The 19,507-nt window shown below is 54.4% G+C and carries 17 protein-coding genes and 1 pseudogene; 9 read left to right on the forward strand and 9 right to left on the reverse strand.

Annotated features, from left to right (window positions below):
* Positions 1 to 29 precede the first annotated feature (29 nt).
* From JQC75_RS00655 to JQC75_RS00680, 6 genes and pseudogenes are all read left to right on the forward strand, one after another.
* A complete protein-coding gene (locus tag JQC75_RS00655) occupies positions 30 to 2,177 on the forward strand; it encodes a S9 family peptidase (RefSeq protein ID WP_203325649.1) in 2,148 nt (715 codons plus the stop codon).
* A gap of 5 nt (positions 2,178 to 2,182) precedes the next feature.
* A pseudogene (locus tag JQC75_RS00660) lies at positions 2,183 to 2,494 on the forward strand (GIY-YIG nuclease family protein); the annotation flags it as partial.
* On the forward strand, positions 2,491 to 3,150 hold the full coding sequence (locus JQC75_RS00665) for a response regulator transcription factor (protein ID WP_203325651.1): 660 nt from the start codon (positions 2,491 to 2,493) through the stop codon (positions 3,148 to 3,150). The pseudogene JQC75_RS00660 and the gene JQC75_RS00665, both read left to right, overlap by 4 nt.
* Positions 3,147 to 4,361 carry a sensor histidine kinase gene (locus JQC75_RS00670; protein ID WP_203325652.1) on the forward strand — a complete coding sequence of 405 codons (1,215 nt, stop codon included), beginning with the start codon at positions 3,147 to 3,149 and terminating at the stop codon, positions 4,359 to 4,361. The genes JQC75_RS00665 and JQC75_RS00670 overlap by 4 nt, the downstream gene beginning before the upstream one ends.
* Positions 4,362 to 4,413: 52 nt before the next feature.
* Positions 4,414 to 5,214: a phosphatase PAP2 family protein gene (locus tag JQC75_RS00675; protein ID WP_203325653.1), complete on the forward strand. Its 801-nt coding sequence runs from the start codon at positions 4,414 to 4,416 to the stop codon at positions 5,212 to 5,214.
* Between the two features lie 111 nt (positions 5,215 to 5,325).
* Positions 5,326 to 6,117: a class I SAM-dependent methyltransferase gene (locus JQC75_RS00680; protein ID WP_203325654.1), complete on the forward strand. Its 792-nt coding sequence runs from the start codon at positions 5,326 to 5,328 to the stop codon at positions 6,115 to 6,117.
* Between the two features lie 222 nt (positions 6,118 to 6,339).
* Here JQC75_RS00680 and JQC75_RS00685 read toward each other — a convergent pair whose 3' ends face one another.
* The 3 genes from JQC75_RS00685 to JQC75_RS00695 are packed head-to-tail and all read right to left on the reverse strand — an operon-like array spanning position 6,340 to position 7,464.
* On the reverse strand, positions 6,340 to 6,825 hold the full coding sequence (locus tag JQC75_RS00685; RefSeq protein WP_203325655.1) for a DUF2846 domain-containing protein: 486 nt from the start codon (positions 6,823 to 6,825) through the stop codon (positions 6,340 to 6,342).
* 10 nt (positions 6,826 to 6,835) lie between these two features.
* Positions 6,836 to 7,135: a hypothetical protein gene (locus JQC75_RS00690; protein ID WP_203325656.1), complete on the reverse strand. Its 300-nt coding sequence runs from the start codon at positions 7,133 to 7,135 to the stop codon at positions 6,836 to 6,838.
* Positions 7,136 to 7,146: 11 nt separating this feature from the next.
* Entirely contained in the window at positions 7,147 to 7,464 is a 318-nt protein-coding gene (locus JQC75_RS00695; RefSeq protein ID WP_203325657.1) for a hypothetical protein, read from the reverse strand.
* A 460-nt stretch (positions 7,465 to 7,924) separates the two neighbouring features.
* On the opposite strand from JQC75_RS00695, the gene JQC75_RS00700 reads away from it, so the two are divergent.
* Positions 7,925 to 8,284, forward strand: coding sequence for an ATP-binding protein (locus tag JQC75_RS00700; RefSeq protein WP_203325658.1), 360 nt, complete (start codon positions 7,925 to 7,927; stop codon positions 8,282 to 8,284).
* 312 nt (positions 8,285 to 8,596) lie between these two features.
* Complete coding sequence (locus JQC75_RS00705; RefSeq protein WP_203325659.1) at positions 8,597 to 11,923, forward strand: NPCBM/NEW2 domain-containing protein; 3,327 nt, start codon at positions 8,597 to 8,599, stop codon at positions 11,921 to 11,923.
* 87 nt (positions 11,924 to 12,010) lie between these two features.
* Here JQC75_RS00705 and JQC75_RS00710 read toward each other — a convergent pair whose 3' ends face one another.
* The gene (locus JQC75_RS00710; RefSeq protein WP_203325660.1) at positions 12,011 to 12,949 is read right to left on the reverse strand and encodes an MBL fold metallo-hydrolase; all 939 of its coding nucleotides are present in this window, start codon (positions 12,947 to 12,949) and stop codon (positions 12,011 to 12,013) included.
* A 117-nt stretch (positions 12,950 to 13,066) separates the two neighbouring features.
* On the opposite strand from JQC75_RS00710, the gene JQC75_RS00715 reads away from it, so the two are divergent.
* Positions 13,067 to 13,975: a LysR family transcriptional regulator gene (locus JQC75_RS00715; protein ID WP_203325661.1), complete on the forward strand. Its 909-nt coding sequence runs from the start codon at positions 13,067 to 13,069 to the stop codon at positions 13,973 to 13,975.
* Positions 13,976 to 14,274: 299 nt separating this feature from the next.
* Here JQC75_RS00715 and JQC75_RS00720 read toward each other — a convergent pair whose 3' ends face one another.
* The 5 genes from JQC75_RS00720 to JQC75_RS00740 all read right to left on the reverse strand — a co-directional run bounded on the left by JQC75_RS00720 (position 14,275) and on the right by JQC75_RS00740 (position 19,501).
* Positions 14,275 to 16,107 carry a M14 family metallopeptidase gene (locus tag JQC75_RS00720; protein WP_203325662.1) on the reverse strand — a complete coding sequence of 611 codons (1,833 nt, stop codon included), beginning with the start codon at positions 16,105 to 16,107 and terminating at the stop codon, positions 14,275 to 14,277.
* Between the two features lie 229 nt (positions 16,108 to 16,336).
* A complete protein-coding gene (locus JQC75_RS00725) occupies positions 16,337 to 16,741 on the reverse strand; it encodes an ExbD/TolR family protein (protein ID WP_203325663.1) in 405 nt (134 codons plus the stop codon).
* Positions 16,742 to 17,030: 289 nt separating this feature from the next.
* Positions 17,031 to 17,438 carry a GFA family protein gene (locus tag JQC75_RS00730; protein ID WP_203325664.1) on the reverse strand — a complete coding sequence of 136 codons (408 nt, stop codon included), beginning with the start codon at positions 17,436 to 17,438 and terminating at the stop codon, positions 17,031 to 17,033.
* A 68-nt stretch (positions 17,439 to 17,506) separates the two neighbouring features.
* The gene (locus JQC75_RS00735) at positions 17,507 to 17,728 is read right to left on the reverse strand and encodes a DUF7661 family protein (protein WP_203325665.1); all 222 of its coding nucleotides are present in this window, start codon (positions 17,726 to 17,728) and stop codon (positions 17,507 to 17,509) included.
* 231 nt (positions 17,729 to 17,959) lie between these two features.
* Positions 17,960 to 19,501, reverse strand: a complete 1,542-nt coding sequence (locus JQC75_RS00740; RefSeq protein ID WP_203325666.1) for a phosphoenolpyruvate carboxykinase — start codon at positions 19,499 to 19,501, stop codon at positions 17,960 to 17,962.
* Between the last annotated feature and the right edge of the window lie 6 nt (positions 19,502 to 19,507).

Raw genomic sequence — 19,507 nt, forward strand, 5'->3', positions numbered from 1 at the left:
CATAATGTGAATAACCGATGGATTTGGGTATGAAACGACAGGCGTTGGTCGCAGGAGTATGTTTAATGGTGTCCGCATGCAGTCACAATATCGATAAGCATTCAGGGGCTCTCGCCCGGGAAGATGCTGTGCCTTTGGCGCCGGTTGCAGCAAAGGTACCCTATGAAATGACCCACCATGGGGTAACCCGGGTGGATGACTATTACTGGCTGCGGGACGATGACCGCGCCGACGCGGATGTGATAGCCCATCTCAATGCCGAAAATGCCTACGCCGAAGCCCGAATGACCCCCTGGAAAGGGTTGAAAGACAAGCTGTTTGCTGAAATGACCGCCCGCATGGTGAAGGACGACAGCTCGGTGCCTTATCTGTGGAATGGTCAGTACTATTATCGCAGGGTCGAGGGCGACAGAGAGTACCCCATCATCGCACGCAAGGCCTCCCTTGACGGGGCTGAAGAAGTGCTGCTGGATGCCAATGAGCGTGCCGCCGGGCAGGAGTTTTACTCCCTCGGCAATGTCAGTGTCAGCGCAGATGGCAAGCTGCTGGCTTTCGGGGAAGATCTGCTGAGCCGCCGCATTTACAAGCTCTATTTCAAGGACCTTGCCAGCGGCGCGTTACTGGACGATGTGCTGGAAAACACCGAAGGTGAAGCCGTGTGGGCCAACGATGGCAAGCATGTGTTTTACATTGCCAAAGACCCGCAGACACTGCTGGGCTACCAGGTCTATCGCCACAGATTGGGCACGCCGCAAAGCGAGGATGTGCTGGTGTATGAAGAGGCCGACGACAGTTTCTATATCGGCCTTGGCAAGACCCTGGATGGCAGCCGGATTTTACTCTTCCATGAAAGCACTACCACCACCGAAGTGCAGCTTTTGGATGCCGACCAGCCGCTGGGCAATTTCACGCCTTTCCTGCCAAGGGAGGAAGGCCACGAATATGCCATCGCCAAGTTGGATGACGACTATTATGTGCTCACCAACTGGCAGGCTACCAATTTCCGCCTGATGAAAGTCAGTGGCAAGGACACCGCCGATAAATCCCGCTGGCAGGAGGTTGTACCCTATAACGAGCAGGTACGCATCGAAGATATGCTGCTGCTGAAAGACGCGCTGGTGCTGCAAACCCGCGAAGCGGGCGCTACCCACATACGGGTGTATGGACCGGATGGCAGTCAGGGCAGGGAAATCCATTTCGATGAAGCCGCATATGTGACCTGGCTGGGTACCAACCGAGACCAGAGTGCCAACACAGTACGTTTTGGCTATTCCAGCCTGACCACACCGGACGCCACCTACGAATACAACATTCATACCGGTGAGCGTAAGTTGCTCAAGCAGCTTCAGGTGCCGGGGTTTGAAGCTGGCGCCTATCAGAGTGAAAGGCTGATGCTGCCCGCGCGGGATGGCGCACTGGTGCCCGTGTCTGTGGTGTATCGTAAGGACAGGTTCAAAAAGGATGGCACCAATCCCCTCTACCAATATGGCTATGGTGCCTATGGCAGCGTGGTCGACCCGGACTTTTCCCTGTCGGCGCTGAGCCTGCTCGACAGAGGTGTGGTTTACGCCATCGCCCACGTGCGCGGCGGCGAGATGCTGGGCAGACCCTGGTATGACGCGGGTCGCATGTTCGACAAGAAAAACTCCTTCACCGACTTTATTGATGTGACCGACGCACTGGTGAACGCAGGTTACGGCGCCAAAGGCAAGGTTGTGGCCAGTGGCGCCAGTGCCGGTGGCCTGCTTGTGGGCGCCGTGGCCAACATGGCGCCCGACAGGTACCTGGCGATTCACGCCGGCGTCCCCTTCGTGGATGTGGTCACCACCATGCTGGATGAGTCGATTCCGCTGACCACCAACGAATACGACGAGTGGGGTAACCCCAACGAGAAGCCCAGCTTTGACTATATGCTGAGTTATTCACCCTACGACAACGTGGCCCGTCAGCCTTATCCCCATCTGTTGGTGACCACGGGGCTGCATGACTCCCAGGTGCAGTATTTTGAACCGGCCAAGTGGGTCGCCAAATTGCGTGAGCTGAAAACCGACAACAATGAACTCTTGCTGGTGACAGACATGGAAGCGGGCCATGGTGGTAAGTCTGGCCGCTATCGCCAGTTTGAGGACACGGCGCTGGAGTTCGCGTTTTTCCTCCACCTGTGGGGGCTCGAGTGAGTCCCATCTGGCAGCTCTATGTCATTCGCTGCGCTGGTGGTGAGCTGTATACCGGCATCACCACAGACGTGGCGCGCCGTTTTGATGAACATCAGCATGGTGGTCCCAGGGCGGCCAAGTATTTGCGTGGCCGTGGCCCCTTGACCCTGGTGTATCAAGAGAGCGTTGGCAGCCGTGGCGATGCGCTGCGCCGTGAGCTGGCGGTAAAGAAACTGACCAAAGCGGCCAAGGAAGCCCTGATAAGTTCATCAGCGTCCGGGAACCCAGCCCGGCAAACCTTATCTAAATCGAAAAAGGCGGTTGAGGTTTTTCGTTGAAAATTCTGCTGGTTGAAGACAATGCGGACATTGCCGCATCCCTGGCTGAAGAGTTATCAGATAACGACTGGGACTTTGCCATCAATGGATTGCAGGGATTCCGGTTGGCACAAACGCATCATTACGATTTGATTTTGCTGGACCTTAATCTGCCCGGCATGGACGGCCTGGTGCTGTGCAGCCGCCTGCGTGAAGCCGGGGTGAACACGCCCATTATCATGCTGACAGCCCGGGATACCCGTGAAGACCTGCTTGCCGGGCTCACGGCAGGCGCCGATGATTACATCGTTAAGCCCTTCGACCTTGACGAACTGCGTTTACGCATCGGCGCTGTGGTACGGCGCTGCTCGGGCCAGGGTTTTGTCCAAACCCTCACCTATAAAGACATCAAGCTGGATTTGCACAGCCACAAGGCTTTCAGGGCTGGCGTGGAATTGCTGCTGCCGCCGGTGTGTTTTGCACTGCTCACCTGCCTGATGCGGCATCCGGGCAAGTTGCTTGGCCGAGAAGAGCTGGAGCGCGCGCTCTGGCCTGAGGGGCCGCCGGATGACGATGTTCTGCGCAAACACATCTATCTGCTCAGGCAAAAACTCGACAAACCCTTTCCCGAGAAACGCATCCATACCCAGGCCCGCAAAGGATATCGCTTGCTGTGAACGCCAATATTGAGCAGAAGATCAACCGCAGCTTTATGATTGGGGCGGCGGTGCTGCTCGGCTGCTACGCCCTCTTGATTGAATACGGCATTCATGCGCTGGAAAACCACCTCAGTGGTGCCTTTTTGCAGACTGTGGCACCTCAACTGATTGATGCGTATGAACACGGGGCTTTGTCGCCCTCCGATGAGGCGCAAATTCAGTTGTTGCCATCGCTGCCTGCCGAGCTTGCTGTCCAGTTGCCGTCCAAGGCTCCCGGTCTTTATAACCTGCGCCATCCCAACATTGATGTGGAATTCAACGTGCTGGTGGTTGCCCGGGATACCGGGCCTCTGTATCTGGTACAGCGCCCTGATTTGTTCGAACTGGAGGGATGGCAGGACTTTTTGCTTGATATTCTGCTGATTGGTGGTGGCGCCTGCCTGCTTTTGTTTTCAAGCCTCTATATTCGCAGTACCGCAAGGCGTATTGGTAAACCGTTCGACTCCCTCGCACGGCATCTGGAAACCGATGTTTGGGCACTGGAGCCCATCACGCTGAAAGATGACACCCGGGAATATGTGGCCCTGGTCAATGCCCTCAATCAGAGCCACGCCCGGGTGAAGGAAGCCCTGGCCCGTGAAAAGAATTTTACCCACTACGTCAGTCATGAGTTTCGCACACCGCTGACGGTGCTAAAGCTTGCCCTGGGGAAAATGGCTGATAGGGAAGCCCCGGCCATGAAGCGGGCGATGCGTGCAGCCCAGCAAATGGAGAATCTCGCCGGTGTACTGCTGCTGCTTGCGCGCCGCACCGAACAGGATGATGGCCAATGTCTGCTCGATGAGGCCTTTTTGGCGCCTTTACTGGAGCGCTTGGCTAGCGGCAGACAGAGCAGCGCCGCAGAATTTTCCATGCATGTCAGCCCTTGTCTCCTGTCTGCGCATCCGCTTTTGCTCGGTTGCCTGATTGAAAATCTGCTGGCCAACGCCTTTATCCACAGCGTGGGTGCCCGGGTATATTTACGCACCGATGCCAGTGGCATTCAGATAGCCAATCTTGGCGGTGAGACCATAGAGCATGGTGAGAGCCACGGAATTGGTCTCATTTTGGTGGAAGACATTTGCAAGCGTTATGGCTGGCACTTTTCCATGGCCATGGCGCCCGATGAAGTGGTGGCCAAAGTGGTGTTCAACCAAAGTATGACGAATGTGGACACTTTATTGACATAAGCGGCGATATGCTGCCCTAAAAGATTACAATTAAACAACATTGGGGCAGCTGATGAAGCTGGGTAACACAGGTATTTCCGGTGCTCAGGCCGTTTTTTTGGCTTTGGGGTCGCTGGCCATTTTTTTCAGTCTGGTGCCTTCCGCCAGCCAGCAGTTGTTTCTCGTTATAAATCAGGCGGGCAGGCTGGTGCCCGATACGCCCCTGGCCCTTGTTACCGATTGGGGTAATGGCATCACCGCTGCCTGTATCTGGTTGACTATTCTCTGTTTTCGACCATCCATTCTCTGGAAGTCCCTTACTGCTATCGCAGTTGCAGCCTTGTTGATCAACGCCATGAAGCAAGGTTTGGATGTGATGCGCCCGGCTGCTGTGCTGGAACATATCCGTATCGTTGGCGCAATGCGCCTCAACCACAGTTTCCCTTCAGCCCACACGGGCACGGTATTTGTGCTCGCGGGCATGGCCTGGACACTGTGTCGCCGCGCCGATGTTAAGGCCTTGATTTTGTTAGCTGCCATAATGGTTGGCCTGAGCCGTATTACCAATGGCGCCCATTGGCCGTTGGATGTGGTAATGGGGGCCTGGCTCGGATGGGGATGCGCCCGGCTTGCCGCACACTGGGTGCCTGAGTGCCAACTGACGGCAAAACATATGCTGCTGGTAATGAGCGTTTTTTACGGCATTGTATTGATTTCAGCCCTGCAAGCCCGCGTGCCATTTCCAAACCTGCCGCTGGTGGGTGTACAACTTAGCCTGCTGTCGTTATTGCCCCTGGTTGGGATCTCGCGGCTCTATCGGCAGATGCGTGTCCAGCAGACAGACGCCAAAAGCAAGGTGTCTCTCGCTGGCTGAGTGTCGGCCCCAGAGTGCTGATGGAACGCGGTGTAAATCAGGGCTGGTGTAACGCGGCCAAGGGGCTTATGGTTGACAGCATCTATCCCTTATCCGCTTTGACTACTTATCATGGATGACTTTCTCTCTATCAATCAGCGCGCGTGGGACAACCGCACCGAGCTGCATCTGGAATCTGACTTTTACGATATGCCCGGCTTTATGGCGGGTAACACAAGCCTTCGCGAAATTGAACTTGCCGAGCTGGATGTGCGAGGCAACAGTTTGCTCCACCTGCAATGTCACTTCGGTCAGGACACCCTGTCCTGGGCCCGTGAAGGCGCCGCTGCTGTCACGGGTCTCGACCTCTCGCCCAAGGCCATCGCCGCCGCTGAGCAGATTGCACAGACACTCAATATCGAGGCAAACCTTGGTGTGCCGGTGCAATTTGTATGCGGCAATGTACTGGATGCCCGCAACCTGGTTGAGGGTGATTTTGACCTGGTCTATGCGTCTTACGGCGTGCTTTGCTGGTTGCCGGATTTAACTGTCTGGGCCAACACCATAGCGTCCTGCCTGAAAACCGGTGGATGCTTTTACCTCGCGGAGTTTCATCCCATTAAGTCGCTGCTCGATGGCTATGATTATTTCCATACCGGCAAGGCCGATGTGGAACAAGAGGGCAGTTACACCGAAAACAGCCGGGATGCCGAAAACACCATGGTCAGCTGGTCCCACGATTTGGGAGAGGTGGTGTCGGCACTGGTGAACGCCGGGCTGGTGATAGAGTCGCTGCGGGAGTATGACTTCAGCCCCTACAATTGCTTCGATAACCTTGCAGAAGAAGAGCCTGGCCGTTTTCGCCAGCGCATCAACGGCAAGCCCATTCCGTTGGTGTTTTCACTCAAAGCCCGCAAGGCCTGAGCTGGAAATAATAGTAAATATCTTGATGGATTATTTCGATACTGCCTTGTAATTGATTTATAGGGATGAAGCCCAGGTTTTTATTTAGAGTGATTTTAGCTACTTTTAGCAGATTTTTTTGCACAGAACTAATAACGGAATATTGAAGTTCTCAAAGAATTGCTCAGCTAAAACTGAGCAATTCTAAATCAGATGGATGCCTTATCCATTTGCAAGGTTTAATTAATTTTTCTGTATTTTTTTAAGATAGACTTCGGTTTCTGCTTCTTTGGCTAGTCTACACTTTTTAACTGCATTCATGCCTTTATCAGACTCAACTAATTTCAGTCCAGCGCCACCAACAAAAACACCCATCTTTAAGTATTGTTCAACGAAATAGTTCTTACCTGATTCAACGTTAATGCTTAATTCGTTCTCGCTGAACTCAGATTCAGTTGAAATCACATGTGTACCAGGAGTTAGCTCTTGATAGAAAAATGTTTTGTTTGCAGTCTCGCCAATCAACTTGCCATTTATGTAAACGCTTTTCTTAAGTGCCTGCCCAGCAAATGTATCACGATAGATATAGAGGCCAGCGAAGTTTTTCGTTGGCTTTTGAAACTCTTTAAGGGCCGCATCTCTGCTCTTATCTGCCATTGGCACGGTTGCGCATCCTGCTAAGATGGCGATTGCAAAAAAAGAAGTGAAGATAGACTCTATTTTGAACATCATTACCTCCTTATTTTGGGCAGTAAGTAGATTCGACTGCGTATGTAACGCTATGGCCAACTATATAGTTAGAACTTATATAGTTATTCACTTGGCGTTCGCACCATTGCAATGCATCGCCTTGGCTTTCGTAACCTTGTCCAGGAGCATTCCAACATTGTCTTAAGTCTTTCTCTCTATCTGTTGCTAAAATTGCTTCAGATTTGGTAATTTTGCATGAAGAATAAGTTGATTTTGATGAGCCGTCAGAATTACTTCCGCCGCATCCTTGAAGTATTATCAAAAGAGTCAAAACTATAATTTTTTTCATCGTGATGCCTTTCAATCTACAAGTTTAAACTTGTCTGAGAATGTCACTTTGCTGGGGCATGAAACTTCAAAATAATCATGAATTTTATTTTTTATTTGAATTTCCACGTAACTTTGACTCTCACAGTCGAAGGATAAGCCAGAGCCATTTGCTAAAGTGAAATTTTCCCCATAAATATCAATTGTAATTTCTTCTTTGGATAGATTATGGATTGCTAAAGTCGAACTATCAGAGGATGAATAGAGTACACCTGGGATGTGAAAATCATCGTTTGAAACAACACTCATGGATGTGAGCGTGAGCAACGAGAGTAGCATGAATCGTTTCATTGAGTTTCCTTCTCAATCTATATTGGGCATTAGCGTACACTGAAAACGATTAAATGGTGTGTAAGGTACAATACCGTGTGCAACGTCCATGTAATTGTTGCCTAGCATACAGGGCGACAAATTTATGGCAAAACCCCTTTTTTTGCAACAATAAAATTTATTTGTTCACTTAAATAAGCCGCTAATTGGTGAATGCTTAGTGATACATGCAATGTTTACATAGCAAACCATGTTCCTGTAATTGTTCAACTCCGTGCTGGTACTCAACTAATATCCTTGTCCCTGCTATAGACGCTCGATACAGTCTGCGACATTTCAGGACAAACTGGGACAGTCATAACATCCATAAAACAAGACAATCACAACTGGGTGTTTTTCGTCCTGCTGTGGGTCTGTGACTCGATGAAGCTCACCTCCAAACCTCAAATCCATTACAAAAATAATCCAATGGAAAGGAACAATGAGCAAACTAACTCACGTCTCTCTGATGGTGACCTGTGCGCTGCTGATATGCTGTCCCCTCTATCTGGGTATCAAAAAGCTGCAGGCATTTTGTGCCCGGGTCAGCCTGAACGGTGAGAAGAATCTGCTGGTGCAGGTTGAAGACGATGGTCCCGGCTTTATTGCCGCCGATACCGATTCGCTGTTGGCTGCCTTTCATCAGGGCGAACTCTCAGCACACCAGCTCTATCAGGGGGTTGGCTTGGGCCTGTCTACGGTCGCGCTGCTTTGCCGTCATCTGTCAGCCAAGGTTACCCTGGGACGCAGTCAGACACTGGGCGGTGCCTGCGTTACCCTCGAATTTCCCTCCGCTCCCTGAATCCCAACGCCTTGCGCTTTGTTTTGCAGGTAAGCGTGACTTCAGCTGTCACGCTTCCAGTATAAGCAGTACCGATTGTTAATTTTCTGATTTGTATTGGTTTTAAGTGCTTTTTCTGCTCGAAACTATTTTACGATAAACCGTTGTGTAAATGGTTTCGAAAGATTTCAAAAGTGTTGAAAACTTTCGTTATAGCTGTTCTTATAGTCAGGTGACAGACAAGATGACCCCAGTCTGCTGCCGCTTGGCCTGAGTTGCCTGCGTGTCACCAGTCGCTGCAAGTCACCGGGCCGTTTGACGATAAGGATAATTATGGCAAGCCTCTCTCCCTCACTCTGTGCATGGCGCAACTGTGTCAGGCCAAGCCCATTGGCGCTGGCCGTGGCATTGGTCATTGCTCCCCTTGGTTTTAGTGCCAATGCTGCCCCCGTGGGCAAACTGGATACCCTCAGACAGGAAGGTTCCAGCATCCATATTCACACCGACAGCGGCGTCCTGGTGCAATTGGATGTACTCAAGCCTTCACTTATTCGTATTCAGGCGGGAGCGAACGGCAAGCTCTCCGGTGAAGGCAGCAAGGCCGCGGCGATTGTGATTAAAAGCGATTACCCGGCGGTGGCCTTTACCCTAAGCGACGAAGGCGACCATCGGCTGCTGAGAACCGAGGCGCTGGCGCTGCGAATCTACGAGGCGCCGCTGCGCTTCGCCCTGTATCAGGCTGATAATCAAACGCTTATCACCGAGGAATTGCAAAGCCTGGAGCTGGGTGACACCAGCACGGTACAGACCCTCAGCACAGATGCCGATGAGCGCTTTTTCGGTGGCGGCCAGCAAAACGGTGCCTTCGAGTTCAAGGGCAAGAGCCTGGAAATCTCCTACTCAGGTGGCTGGGAAGAGGGTGACAGGCCGAGTCCGGCGCCTTTTTATCTGTCGAGCAAGGGCTATGGCGTGCTGCGTAACACCTGGGCCAATGGCAGTTATGACTTCAGAAGTAATGACGCCCTGCGCCTCGGCCACGATGAGGCGCGTTTCGATGCCTTCTTCTTTGCCCCCGGCAGCATTCAGCAGGTGCTGGCCGATTACACAGAGCTCACCGGCCGCGCCAGACTCATTCCCCGCTGGGCCTTTGAATATGGCGACGCCGACTGCTACAACGACGGCGACAACGTCAAAAAGCCCGGCACAGTACCCGATGGCTGGAGCGATGGCCCAACAGGAACCACGCCGGATGTGATTGACTCTGTTGCCAAAAAATATCGCGAACACGATATGCCCGGCGGCTGGATCTTGCCAAACGACGGCTATGGGTGCGGCTATACCGACCTGCCCAGGGTGGTGGAAGGGCTCGCCAAATACGGTTTCCGCACCGGACTGTGGACTGAAGATGGCGTGGATAAAATTGCCTGGGAAGTGGGCAAGGCGGGCAGCCGCGCCCAAAAGCTCGATGTGGCCTGGACCGGCGAGGGCTACCAGCATGCGCTGGATGCCAACAAGGCTGCCGCCGATGGCATTCTGGATAACTCAGACTCGCGTCCCTTCCTCTGGACTGTGATGGGCTGGGCCGGCGTTCAGCGCTATGCGGTGACCTGGACCGGCGATCAGTCCGGCAGCTGGGACTACATCCGCTGGCATATTCCCACTTTGATTGGCTCGGGTCTGTCCGGTCAGGCTTATGCCACCGGCGATGTGGACGCGATTTTTGGTGGCAGCCCGGAAACCTTCACCCGCGATTTGCAGTGGAAGGCGTTCACCCCGGTGCTGATGGGCATGTCAGGCTGGTCAAAAGCGGCGCGCAAGCACCCCTGGTGGTTCGATGAGCCCTATCGCAGCATCAACCGCGACTATTTGAAGCTGAAAATGCGCCTCACCCCCTACATGTACACCACGGCGTTTGAAACCGAGCAAACCGGCGCGCCCATAGTGCGTGGCCTGATGTGGGACTACAGCGACGACCCCAATGCCAATACCGAGGCGCACAAGTATCAGTTTTTGCTCGGTAAAGACATGCTGGTGGCACCTGTTTACCGCTCACAGACCGCCAGCAAGGGCTGGCGTGAAGACGTGTACCTGCCCAAGGGCCAGTGGATTGATTACTGGGACGGCCGGGTGGTGGATGCCTTTGATGGCGGCAAGACCCTGGACTATCCGGTGGATTTGAGCACCATCCCGGTGTTTGTCCGTGCCGGCGCGATTATCCCCATGTACCCGGAGGCGCTGTACGACGGTGAGAAGCCCAAAGACGTGCTGACGCTGGATATCTACCCCTATGGCGAGTCTGAGTACCTGATGTACGAAGACGATGGCAACACCCGCCGTTATCAGCAAGGGGAGTTTGCCCGTCAGCGATTTGCGGTGAAGGCGCCTGAGGGCAAGGGCGGTGATATCGAGGTCAGCATTGGCGCGGCCGAGGGCAAGTTTGACGGTCAGGATGAAGAGCGGGTCTATGAGTTGTGGCTGCACACCCGCACCAAGCCACAGGCTGTGCTGCTTGATGGTAAAAAGCTTAAGGCCCTCAAGGATGAAGCAGCCCTTGCCAAGGCCAAGAGCGGCTGGGCTTATTCGGATACCAAGTACGGCACTGTGCTGGTGAAAACCCACAAGGTGTCGGTGCGTGAAGCGCTTACAATCAAGCTGGAAATTGATGAGTCACAGCAGCTTGCCGCCACCGCCGCTTACCCAGAGGCGCCCGAGCTTGGCAATGAAATCCCCGCCGACAGCCTGCTGGTGCTCGGCCGCCCAGCCGAAGAAGCGGGTCACCCGCTGGAGAATGCCTTCGACGGCAACCCGGATACCTGGTTCAGAACCAAGCGCGATCAGGCACAAAAGACAGGTGCCCACGAGTTTACCCTGGCTTTGGGTGAGCGCCGCTTTATCGCCGGGTTTGAAATCGCCCCCCGGAACGACAAGCATTGGGAGTATGGTCAGGTCGCCGACTATGAGCTGTACCTCGGCGAAAACAATGGCGAGTGGGGCGAACCCGTGGCCAAGGGCAGGTTGGAAAAATCACAAACCATGCAGAAGGTGGAGTTTGCGCCCAAGCCCGGCAGTCTGCTGCGTTTCAGGGTGCTCAGTACCCAGAATGAGCTCGGTAACGACCCCATGGTGACAGCCGCGAGGAAGCAGGGCGGCGCCTATAATGCACTGCTGCCAAAAAGCGTCACCCCAATCACCATCAGCGACTTCAAGGTGCTGACAGCGCCTGAGCCCAAGACCCCGAGAACCCAGCTGTTCCTTGCTGAGCTGACGCCGCAACAGCAGGATAAATCCGCTGGTAGCCGTGTGGCGCTGAACAGTGCCATCGGTGGCAAGCCCATGAGCATGAACGGCCTTAAGTTCAGTAAGGGGTTGGGGATGGCAGCAAACGGCCGGGTCGATTATCGCCTCGAAGGCAACTGGCAGCTGCTGCGGGCCGATCTCGGTATCGATGACAGCTGCAAAACCAGGGGTGGCATGCACTTTAAGATATTCGGTGATGGCAAGCTGATGTATGACTCGGGCCTGATAGAGGCGCCGGCGGTGGTCAAGCCCGAGCTGGATATTCGCGGCGTTGAAACTTTAAGCCTGCAAACCGAAGGCACTGCCAAGGGTGTTTGCGGCAATTGGGCCAATGCCTCAGTGCTGGGCTGGCCCAAGGGCTGAAGCCTGTCCGTCACATAAAGCAGACCCGGCGTTTCCGGGTCTACTTTTTTTATGCGGCGAGCCTTTGCACTTGTTAAAAGCAGGGCGTTATAGCAGCTGATGGCCCAGATACACCTTCAGTTGACTGTGTCTGTCACTCAGGGCCTTCAGCGCCAACAGGCTTTTGCGGTTTTGCCGCTGATCCCGGGTGAAGTCGCCGGGTTCGACACCCTGTTGCCATCCCCATGCCGTATGGCAGGTATCGCCAACAATCAACACGGGTCCATCAAGGGTATTGAGCACATAGGCGGTGCTGCCTTCGGTATGCCCCGGACTGGGCAGAGCGAAGACGCTGGCGTCACCAAAAATATCTATTGCTTCGCCTTTATCGAAACCCCATTCATTCAGCGGCGGTCTGCCCGACAGCAGGGCATCTGTTGCCGCCTGGGTCATATGATTCTGGGGACTCAGGCTCAGATGTTCGTTGCGGCCAACATAGAGTGGGATATCAGCAGGGAGATCCGGCAGGCCGCTGATATGGTCCAGATGCAGGTGGGTCAGAAAGATACCGCTCAGGGGCTTGCCGCCTGATGCAATTTCACCGCTGCTTTGCAGCAGTTGGATTTTTCCGAGGCCAAATGCCTGGAAGAGTTCAGCTGGTACACCATGCCGGGCGGGCGCCTCCAGTAATCCCTGCGCCACGCCGGTATCGATAAAAAAGCGGCCATGCTGTGGGTGCGTAAATTCATACAGGTAAACCTGAATGGGTTCATCCCCATCTGTCTTCCCGGCCGCTTTGGCGGCGGGAGCCTCAAGATTGAGTAAGCCCCTCAGCGGCACCTGCCAGTTGGCGCTGCTGTGGGCGCTGAAGCCCAGGCGACCTGATGTGGCGAGGCTCGCTTCCATCTCGGCCAGGCTCACGGGCGTGCCCAGCACGGCAGCCTGGCTGGTGTGCTGGGTTTGCGGCGCGCCGCCGTCGGCAGCAAAAAGTGGGCTTGCCGTCATCAGGCCGAGCAGTAACGTGGCGGTAAGGTATCGGGTCGTCATATTCCATCCTTGCGGTTTTAGGGCTGTTTTGGTGGTAAGGCTATGCTTTCATGGATGGACATTGGCCTCAATTGGCGAATATCGTATGTGGGTATTCGTTTTTGGATGGAGTATGGGATGAAGCAGGGTTTGAACTGGGAAGACATTCGTCTGTTTGTGGCGGTGGCCGAGCTTGGCAGTTTCAGCGCAGCGGCAAGACAACTGGGCCTGGGGCAACCCACCCTGAGTCGGAGAATCGCAGAGCTTGAGGGGCAATTGGGTGAGCCCTTGTTCATCCGTCAATCCCAGGGCTGTGACCTCGCACCGGCGGGGTTGCGGCTGTTACCGGCCGCGGCCCAGATGGCCCAATGGGCCCACGATGCAGAGGTGAGCCTTGCCAGACCTTCAGAGCGCGTCGCCGGCAAGGTGCGTATTACCGCCCCCCCGGGGATAGCACTGACCTTGCTGACTCAACTGGCGCAGGGGCTGAGGGGGCGTTTTCCTGCATTGACGCTGGAAGTGCTGTCGTCCACCCAGATGCTCGATTTGTCCCGGGGGGAGGCGGATATCGCCCTTCGCACCCAAAAAGTGGTTGAGCCCGGGCTGCTGACTGTTGGCAAGATACTGAGTAACCCCGGGTTTTATGGTAGTCGGGACTATGAAGCATCACTGCCACCGGGAGCGACAATCTCGGATCTCGCACTCATCTGCTGGAGTGAGGACCAGGGGCATTTCAGGATAAACCGTGAATTGCATCGCCTGTTACCTGGGTTTAAACCCGTCTTTGCCAGCGACGACTTCAATGTGCAATTGGGGGCTTGTGTGCAGGGACTGGGCGCCATGGTGCTCTATGACGCCTTGATGTCGCATCCCATGTTGAGTTCATTGGTACGCTTGCCCGTGCCTTTTGACAGTGAGTATCGCGGTGAAATCTTCATTCAGGTACATAAGCGACTGCACGGCTTACCAAGGATAATGGCGGTACTGGACGAGCTTGAGTGCTTTGGTCGCGACATCGCCGGGTATGAGGGGCAGGCTGAGGTGTAAGCCGTGGATAATCAGGGGGAAATTACCTGCCCCTGTGGAAATGCTGAACCTGTTCGCTAGACCTGTGGGTATCAAGAACTTTTGGTATCAAGAGTTTGCGTGGCTCGAGGCTAAACTGCTGTCGTTGCAGGGGCTGACTCTACTGACCCATCAAAGGTGGTGGAGATTCCAGCCATTTATGGGCTGTCTGGTTGCTGCAAAGCCTGAGCTTGTTTGATGTCATCTCCTGTTTGGGCGTCCGGAATCAAGGTCGAGGTCTGACAGGAATAAAAAAGCCGGGCAAGCCCGGCTTTTTTACATCAGAAGCTGCGATATACGGGGTACTTGAGGTACTCCCGATCGAAGTAAGGGCTCTTTTCATAGAACCAGCGCAGGCGGGCACTTGGGTCTGCGGCAAAGGCGGGATCCTTGAGGGCTTCCTCAAAGGCCTTTTTCAGCTCTGGGTCTTCGGCCAACATCTTTGCTGCCATGGGCTCTACTGCATACTGCTCCATGTATTCGGTGCGGGTGAAAATGGGGTTGAACAGGCCCCACTGCAGCAGTGAGTCGGGGGACTGGGGTTCCAGCAGCAAAATGGCGAGGTCGCCCAGCGCCTGCTCTGTGCTGATTTTGATGGTGCCCACCGGCAGAGTGGCCTCCACCTTGTTCAGGCTGACGTCGGCGCTGACTCGCTGGCGGCCTTCATAGTCTTTGGTGCCAAACTGGGGATTGCTGAAACTGTACTGGCCCAATGTCAGTTGCTGGGGCTGCTGCAAGCGCTCATAACGTATGCCGTGTATTTCGAGTTTACCTATGACCTCCTGCCATTGGGGCAACACATAATAGGCCTCAGGGCGGCTGACGCTGATGTCCGGCACCGTATTGCCCATTACGGGCAACTGCTCGTAGAGCACAGGTTCACCGGTCCAGCGCACGACCTCTGCACCGGAAATGGGGCTCTTTTCCACCCGATAACCTATGCCTTTAAAATCCCAGCCCTTTGGCTGCAGTGTTTCTTTCCAGGTCAGAGTAACCTTCTCCGGAAAGGCAAAACTGTCGGCCATGATGGCGGCCTTGAGCGCAGTCGCCTGCTCGCCCACCGTTTTAAGGGTTTGCTCCAGCATTACATAGGTGCCCAGTACCCTTTGCTTGAAGGGCTTGAGGCTGTGGTTTTCAATCAGGATAGTCGGCAGGTGGCGGGCATCACCGTAGCCGTTGGAGTAGCGGGGCGATGCGCTCCACAGCGACATACCCTTGGTGATATCGCTGTTATCCAGCGCAAACACCAGAGGGCCGGGAATATGGCCTGCCTTGGTCAGGGCCGCTTCGATTTCCGGGCGGTATTCGCCGTCAAGCCAGGCAAAGGCGGCCGGACTCAGTCCCTGACTCAGGTTATAACCAAAGGTCACATCGTACTGATAGTCGATGCCGTCGGTGACGTGTACATCGATGTAGAGGCTCGGATTCCAGTCGTTGATGGCGGTCAGCATCAACTGCATCTCTTTGGTGTCGGCCTTGGCGTAGTCGCGGTTGAGATTCAGATTACGGGCGTTTGTACGCCAGCCCATGGTGACGGGGCCGCGCTGGTTTACCCGGTTATATTCGCTGGCGCGCTCGTGGGCATCCACGCTGAAGATGGGCACGAAAAGCAGGTTCGCGTCATCGAGCAGGGCACTCTTGCCGCCCATTTCGATATCCCGCAGCAGCATCATGCCCGCGTCCTTGCCATCAATTTCCCCTGAATGGATCCCGGCCTGCACCAGCACACTGGGCTTGCCATGTTTCTCCAGCTTGCCCGGCGTAGCTGCGCCTTCTTTACTGGCAACTATCATCCAGATGTCCCGTCCCTGGGGACTCTTGCCGAGGCTCACCTTGGACAGGTACTTGCTGCGTTTTACCAGCTTATCGAGCCAGGCCATGGTGGCCTCGTAGTCTGGGCTTTCGAGGCCGCCGCTTTGCTCGAAAGGTGTGGCCCATTTGCTGTCTCTTGGCTGCATCAGGGCTTCGCTGGCACCTTGCCAGGCCTCAATGGGGGGCAGCACGGCATCGTTAACAAATTGATTGGCAATAACAGGTGTGGCCCAGGCAGGAGCTGCGCTCAGCAAGGCCACAGAAAGCAGGGTGAGAGACGATTTAAGGGGAAGAAATTGCATGGAACAGGCCTTTTGGGGCGATAAAAATCAAAGGCCTATCTTTTCTTAATTCAGGGGGCTTCGCAAGAGGGCAGACTCATTCCTCTCACAGGAAATCCATTCAGCCTTCGGTTGATGAAGCGGTTGGATGCCACAACTATCCCGAGTGAAAACATCGCGGCCGGGACTCAGGCTAAAGCGCACTTGGGATCCGATGGCCAACAAGCTGGTTTCGTCGTCGCGGATGACGCTATTCGTCGGATTGGGTGACCGAAATTTTGCTGACGCCGGCGGCTTTTACTCTATCTATTACACCCACCACAGTACCGTGCAGGGTTTCGCCATCGGCCTGTATAAGTATTGCCGCCCCCGGGGCTTCTGCGAGTTTGCGCTCTATGTTGGCGGTGATCCTTTCCATGTCGACCTGACGCCCTTCCATGGTTACAAGCCCGGTTTTACTGACGGTGATCAGCACGTTATCGCCCTTGGCACGGGACTTTTGCGCCGACTCGGGCTTGTTGTAGTCAATGCCCATGGGCTTGACGAATGAGGTGGTCACAATAAAGAAAATCAACATGATGAAAATGATATCCAGCATGGGGGTCATGTCGACCTTGGCTTCTTCATGCTCGGCAGCGTATTTTTTAAATGCCATATCAATTCCCCCTTTTCAGCTGTCACTTTACTGCGCAGATGGTGCTATACCGATGAGGGTTTGCGCGGAAAAGAAACTGATAATTTATACATCGCATTGTCCTAATGGAATGTCCAACGCTTTTCGCCACGTATCAGTGAGTGAATGCTAAATCAGTGACGGGGCTCACTTTTATGGGGGATTTTTGAGGCGGCGAAAGGAGGTGTGGTCATGGGCTGGCTTCGTTGCTTAAGTCGGGGTGCAAGGCCAGGATAGCCAACAGGCCCCGAACATTTGCAAAAAAACGGCGTTACTTGCGGGAAGGTTCAAATGCCTCGTAGCGGGGAAGGCTGGCATCCAGGTCGTCCCAGTTGGCTTTTGAGGTGACGAAATTGTGAGACAGGGGACGCTCGCAGATGTCGGAATCGAGGGAGCCAATTCGCAGACGATAACGGCCCGGATACTTGGCGTTGGCGCTGTAAAGGGGAGAGGCGCAGACTCTACAAAAATACTTGCGCTTGCCCGGTTCGCTCTCGTAGAAGGTCAGCATGTTGTCGGAATCACTGAGCTGTAAATCTTTTGCTTCAATAAAGCCATTGGTGGCATAGGCACTGCCGGTGGATTTGCGGCACAGGGAACAGTGACAGTGAATAATGTCGCTGATAGCCCCATTCAGGCTGTACTGAATCGCACCGCACAAACAACTCCCTTTGTACATAACGTCCTCTGAAATCTGATAAGTATGAGCCAGGGTGGCTCGTTATTTTAACCGTTCATCAGGATTGTCTAAAGCGGATAAACCTTCGGATGGCTTGCACTGGCGTGCTCATGGAAGAGGTCATCCAAATAGGTGGCCAATTCTTCGGGCTTCAATGCGGCGGGGATGATGACGTCATAAACAGGGCGTCTCATACCCGTGCCGGACACCAGAAATAAGTGCCACGCTCCATTTTCACGGTGTACTGACATACGTTTGCCAAATACATCAAAGAGGTAGCTTTCTGTCATGGTTGGTCCCGGTGATAGTTTGTGTGCTGGCATCTATGGTGGATTGATAGTGGAATAGCTTTGATGCGCTTTCAACAGCAATTTTGTGCTGATTAAAACAACAGAGGTTTATCCCTGGCGGTGCCTTAGGGAGTTGGGGGCATCAGAGCGTTTGCCTCAGGAATCATTTGGTGCGGACAATAAAAACGGCTCCCAAAGGAGCCGTTTTAACTGTCTTACTTCAAGACGCTATCAGGCTTTTGGGCCGGCGTTCTTGATGGAGTCAGGTACCTGGTACTTGGCAAAGTTGGCCTGGAACTCTTCGGCCAGCTTCTGCGCGTATTCGGCGTACTTGGCCTTGTCGGCCCAGGTGTTAACCGGATTCAGCAGGGCTGTATCAACACCTGGAACGGCCACAGGCACTTCCAGATTCAGCTTCTCCAGGTGTACGGTTTCAACACTGGCCAGTTCGCCGCTCACGATGGCATCAACGATGGCGCGGGTGGTTGGGATGTCGAAACGCTTGCCCACACCGTAAGGACCACCGGTCCAGCCGGTGTTCACCAGGTAAACCTGGCTGCCGAATTCTTCGATACGCTTCATCAGCAGTTCGGCGTAAACACCGGCTGGGCGTGGGAAGAATGGGGCACCGAAACAGGTTGAGAAAGTTGACTGGATAGCGGCGGTAGAGCCCATCTCAGTGGAACCTACCTTGGCGGTATAGCCAGACAGGAAGTGGTAAGCGGCCTGTTCCTTGGTCAGCTTGGACACAGGAGGCAGAACACCGGATACGTCACAGGTCAGGAACACCACGGCGCGTGGCTCGCCGCCACGGTTTTCTTCCTGGCGCTGGGCAATGTGCTCCAGTGGGTAGGCGGCGCGGGTGTTTTCGGTCAGGCTGGAGTTTTTGTAGTCAGGTACGCGCTTGTCGTCCAGAACCACGTTTTCCAGCACGGTGCCGAAACGGATGGCATCCCAAATTACCGGCTCATTCTTCTGGCTCAGGTCGATACACTTGGCATAGCAGCCGCCTTCGATGTTGAATACGCTGCCTGGTGCCCAGCCGTGCTCGTCGTCACCGATAAGGAAACGCTTGGGATCGGCAGACAGGGTAGTCTTACCGGTACCGGACAGACCGAAGAACAGGGTGGTGTCGCCGTCTTTGCCTACGTTGGCAGAGCAGTGCATTGGCAGCACGCCCTTGGCAGGCAGCAGGAAGTTCTGCACGGAGAACATGGATTTCTTCATCTCACCGGCGTACTTGAGACCGGCGAGCAGCACTTTGCGCTCGGCAAAGTTGATGATAACTGTGGCTTCTGAGGCGGTGCCATCGCGCTCTGGCTCACACACGAAGCCGGGGGCGTTCATGATTTGCCAGGTGGGCTTGCCGGCCTGGTTGAAGTGCTCAGGGATAATAAACAGGTTGCGGGCAAACAGCTGATGCCACGCGTATTCGGTGGTCACTGTCACTGGCAGGTAGTGTTCTGGGTCGGCACCGACTTCCAGATCGGATACGAACACTTCTTTGTCGGCCAGGTAAGCGGCTACGCGATCCCACAGGGCATTGAAGGCCTCTGGAGCGAAGGGCTTGTTGACGTTGCCCCATTCGATATCGGCTTCAGAACCGGCTTCTTTGACGATGAAGCGGTCATTGGGAGAACGGCCTGTACGGGCTCCGGTTTTGGCAACCAGGGCGCCATTGGCGGTTAATTCTCCTTCACCTCTTCTCAGCGCCAGTTCTACCAGCTCGGCCGTTGAGGGATTACGGTGTACGCGGTTAATTCCTTCCGCCATAGGTAA

Source organism: Shewanella litorisediminis (assembly GCF_016834455.1).
Taxonomy (GTDB): Bacteria; Pseudomonadota; Gammaproteobacteria; order Enterobacterales; family Shewanellaceae; genus Shewanella; species Shewanella litorisediminis.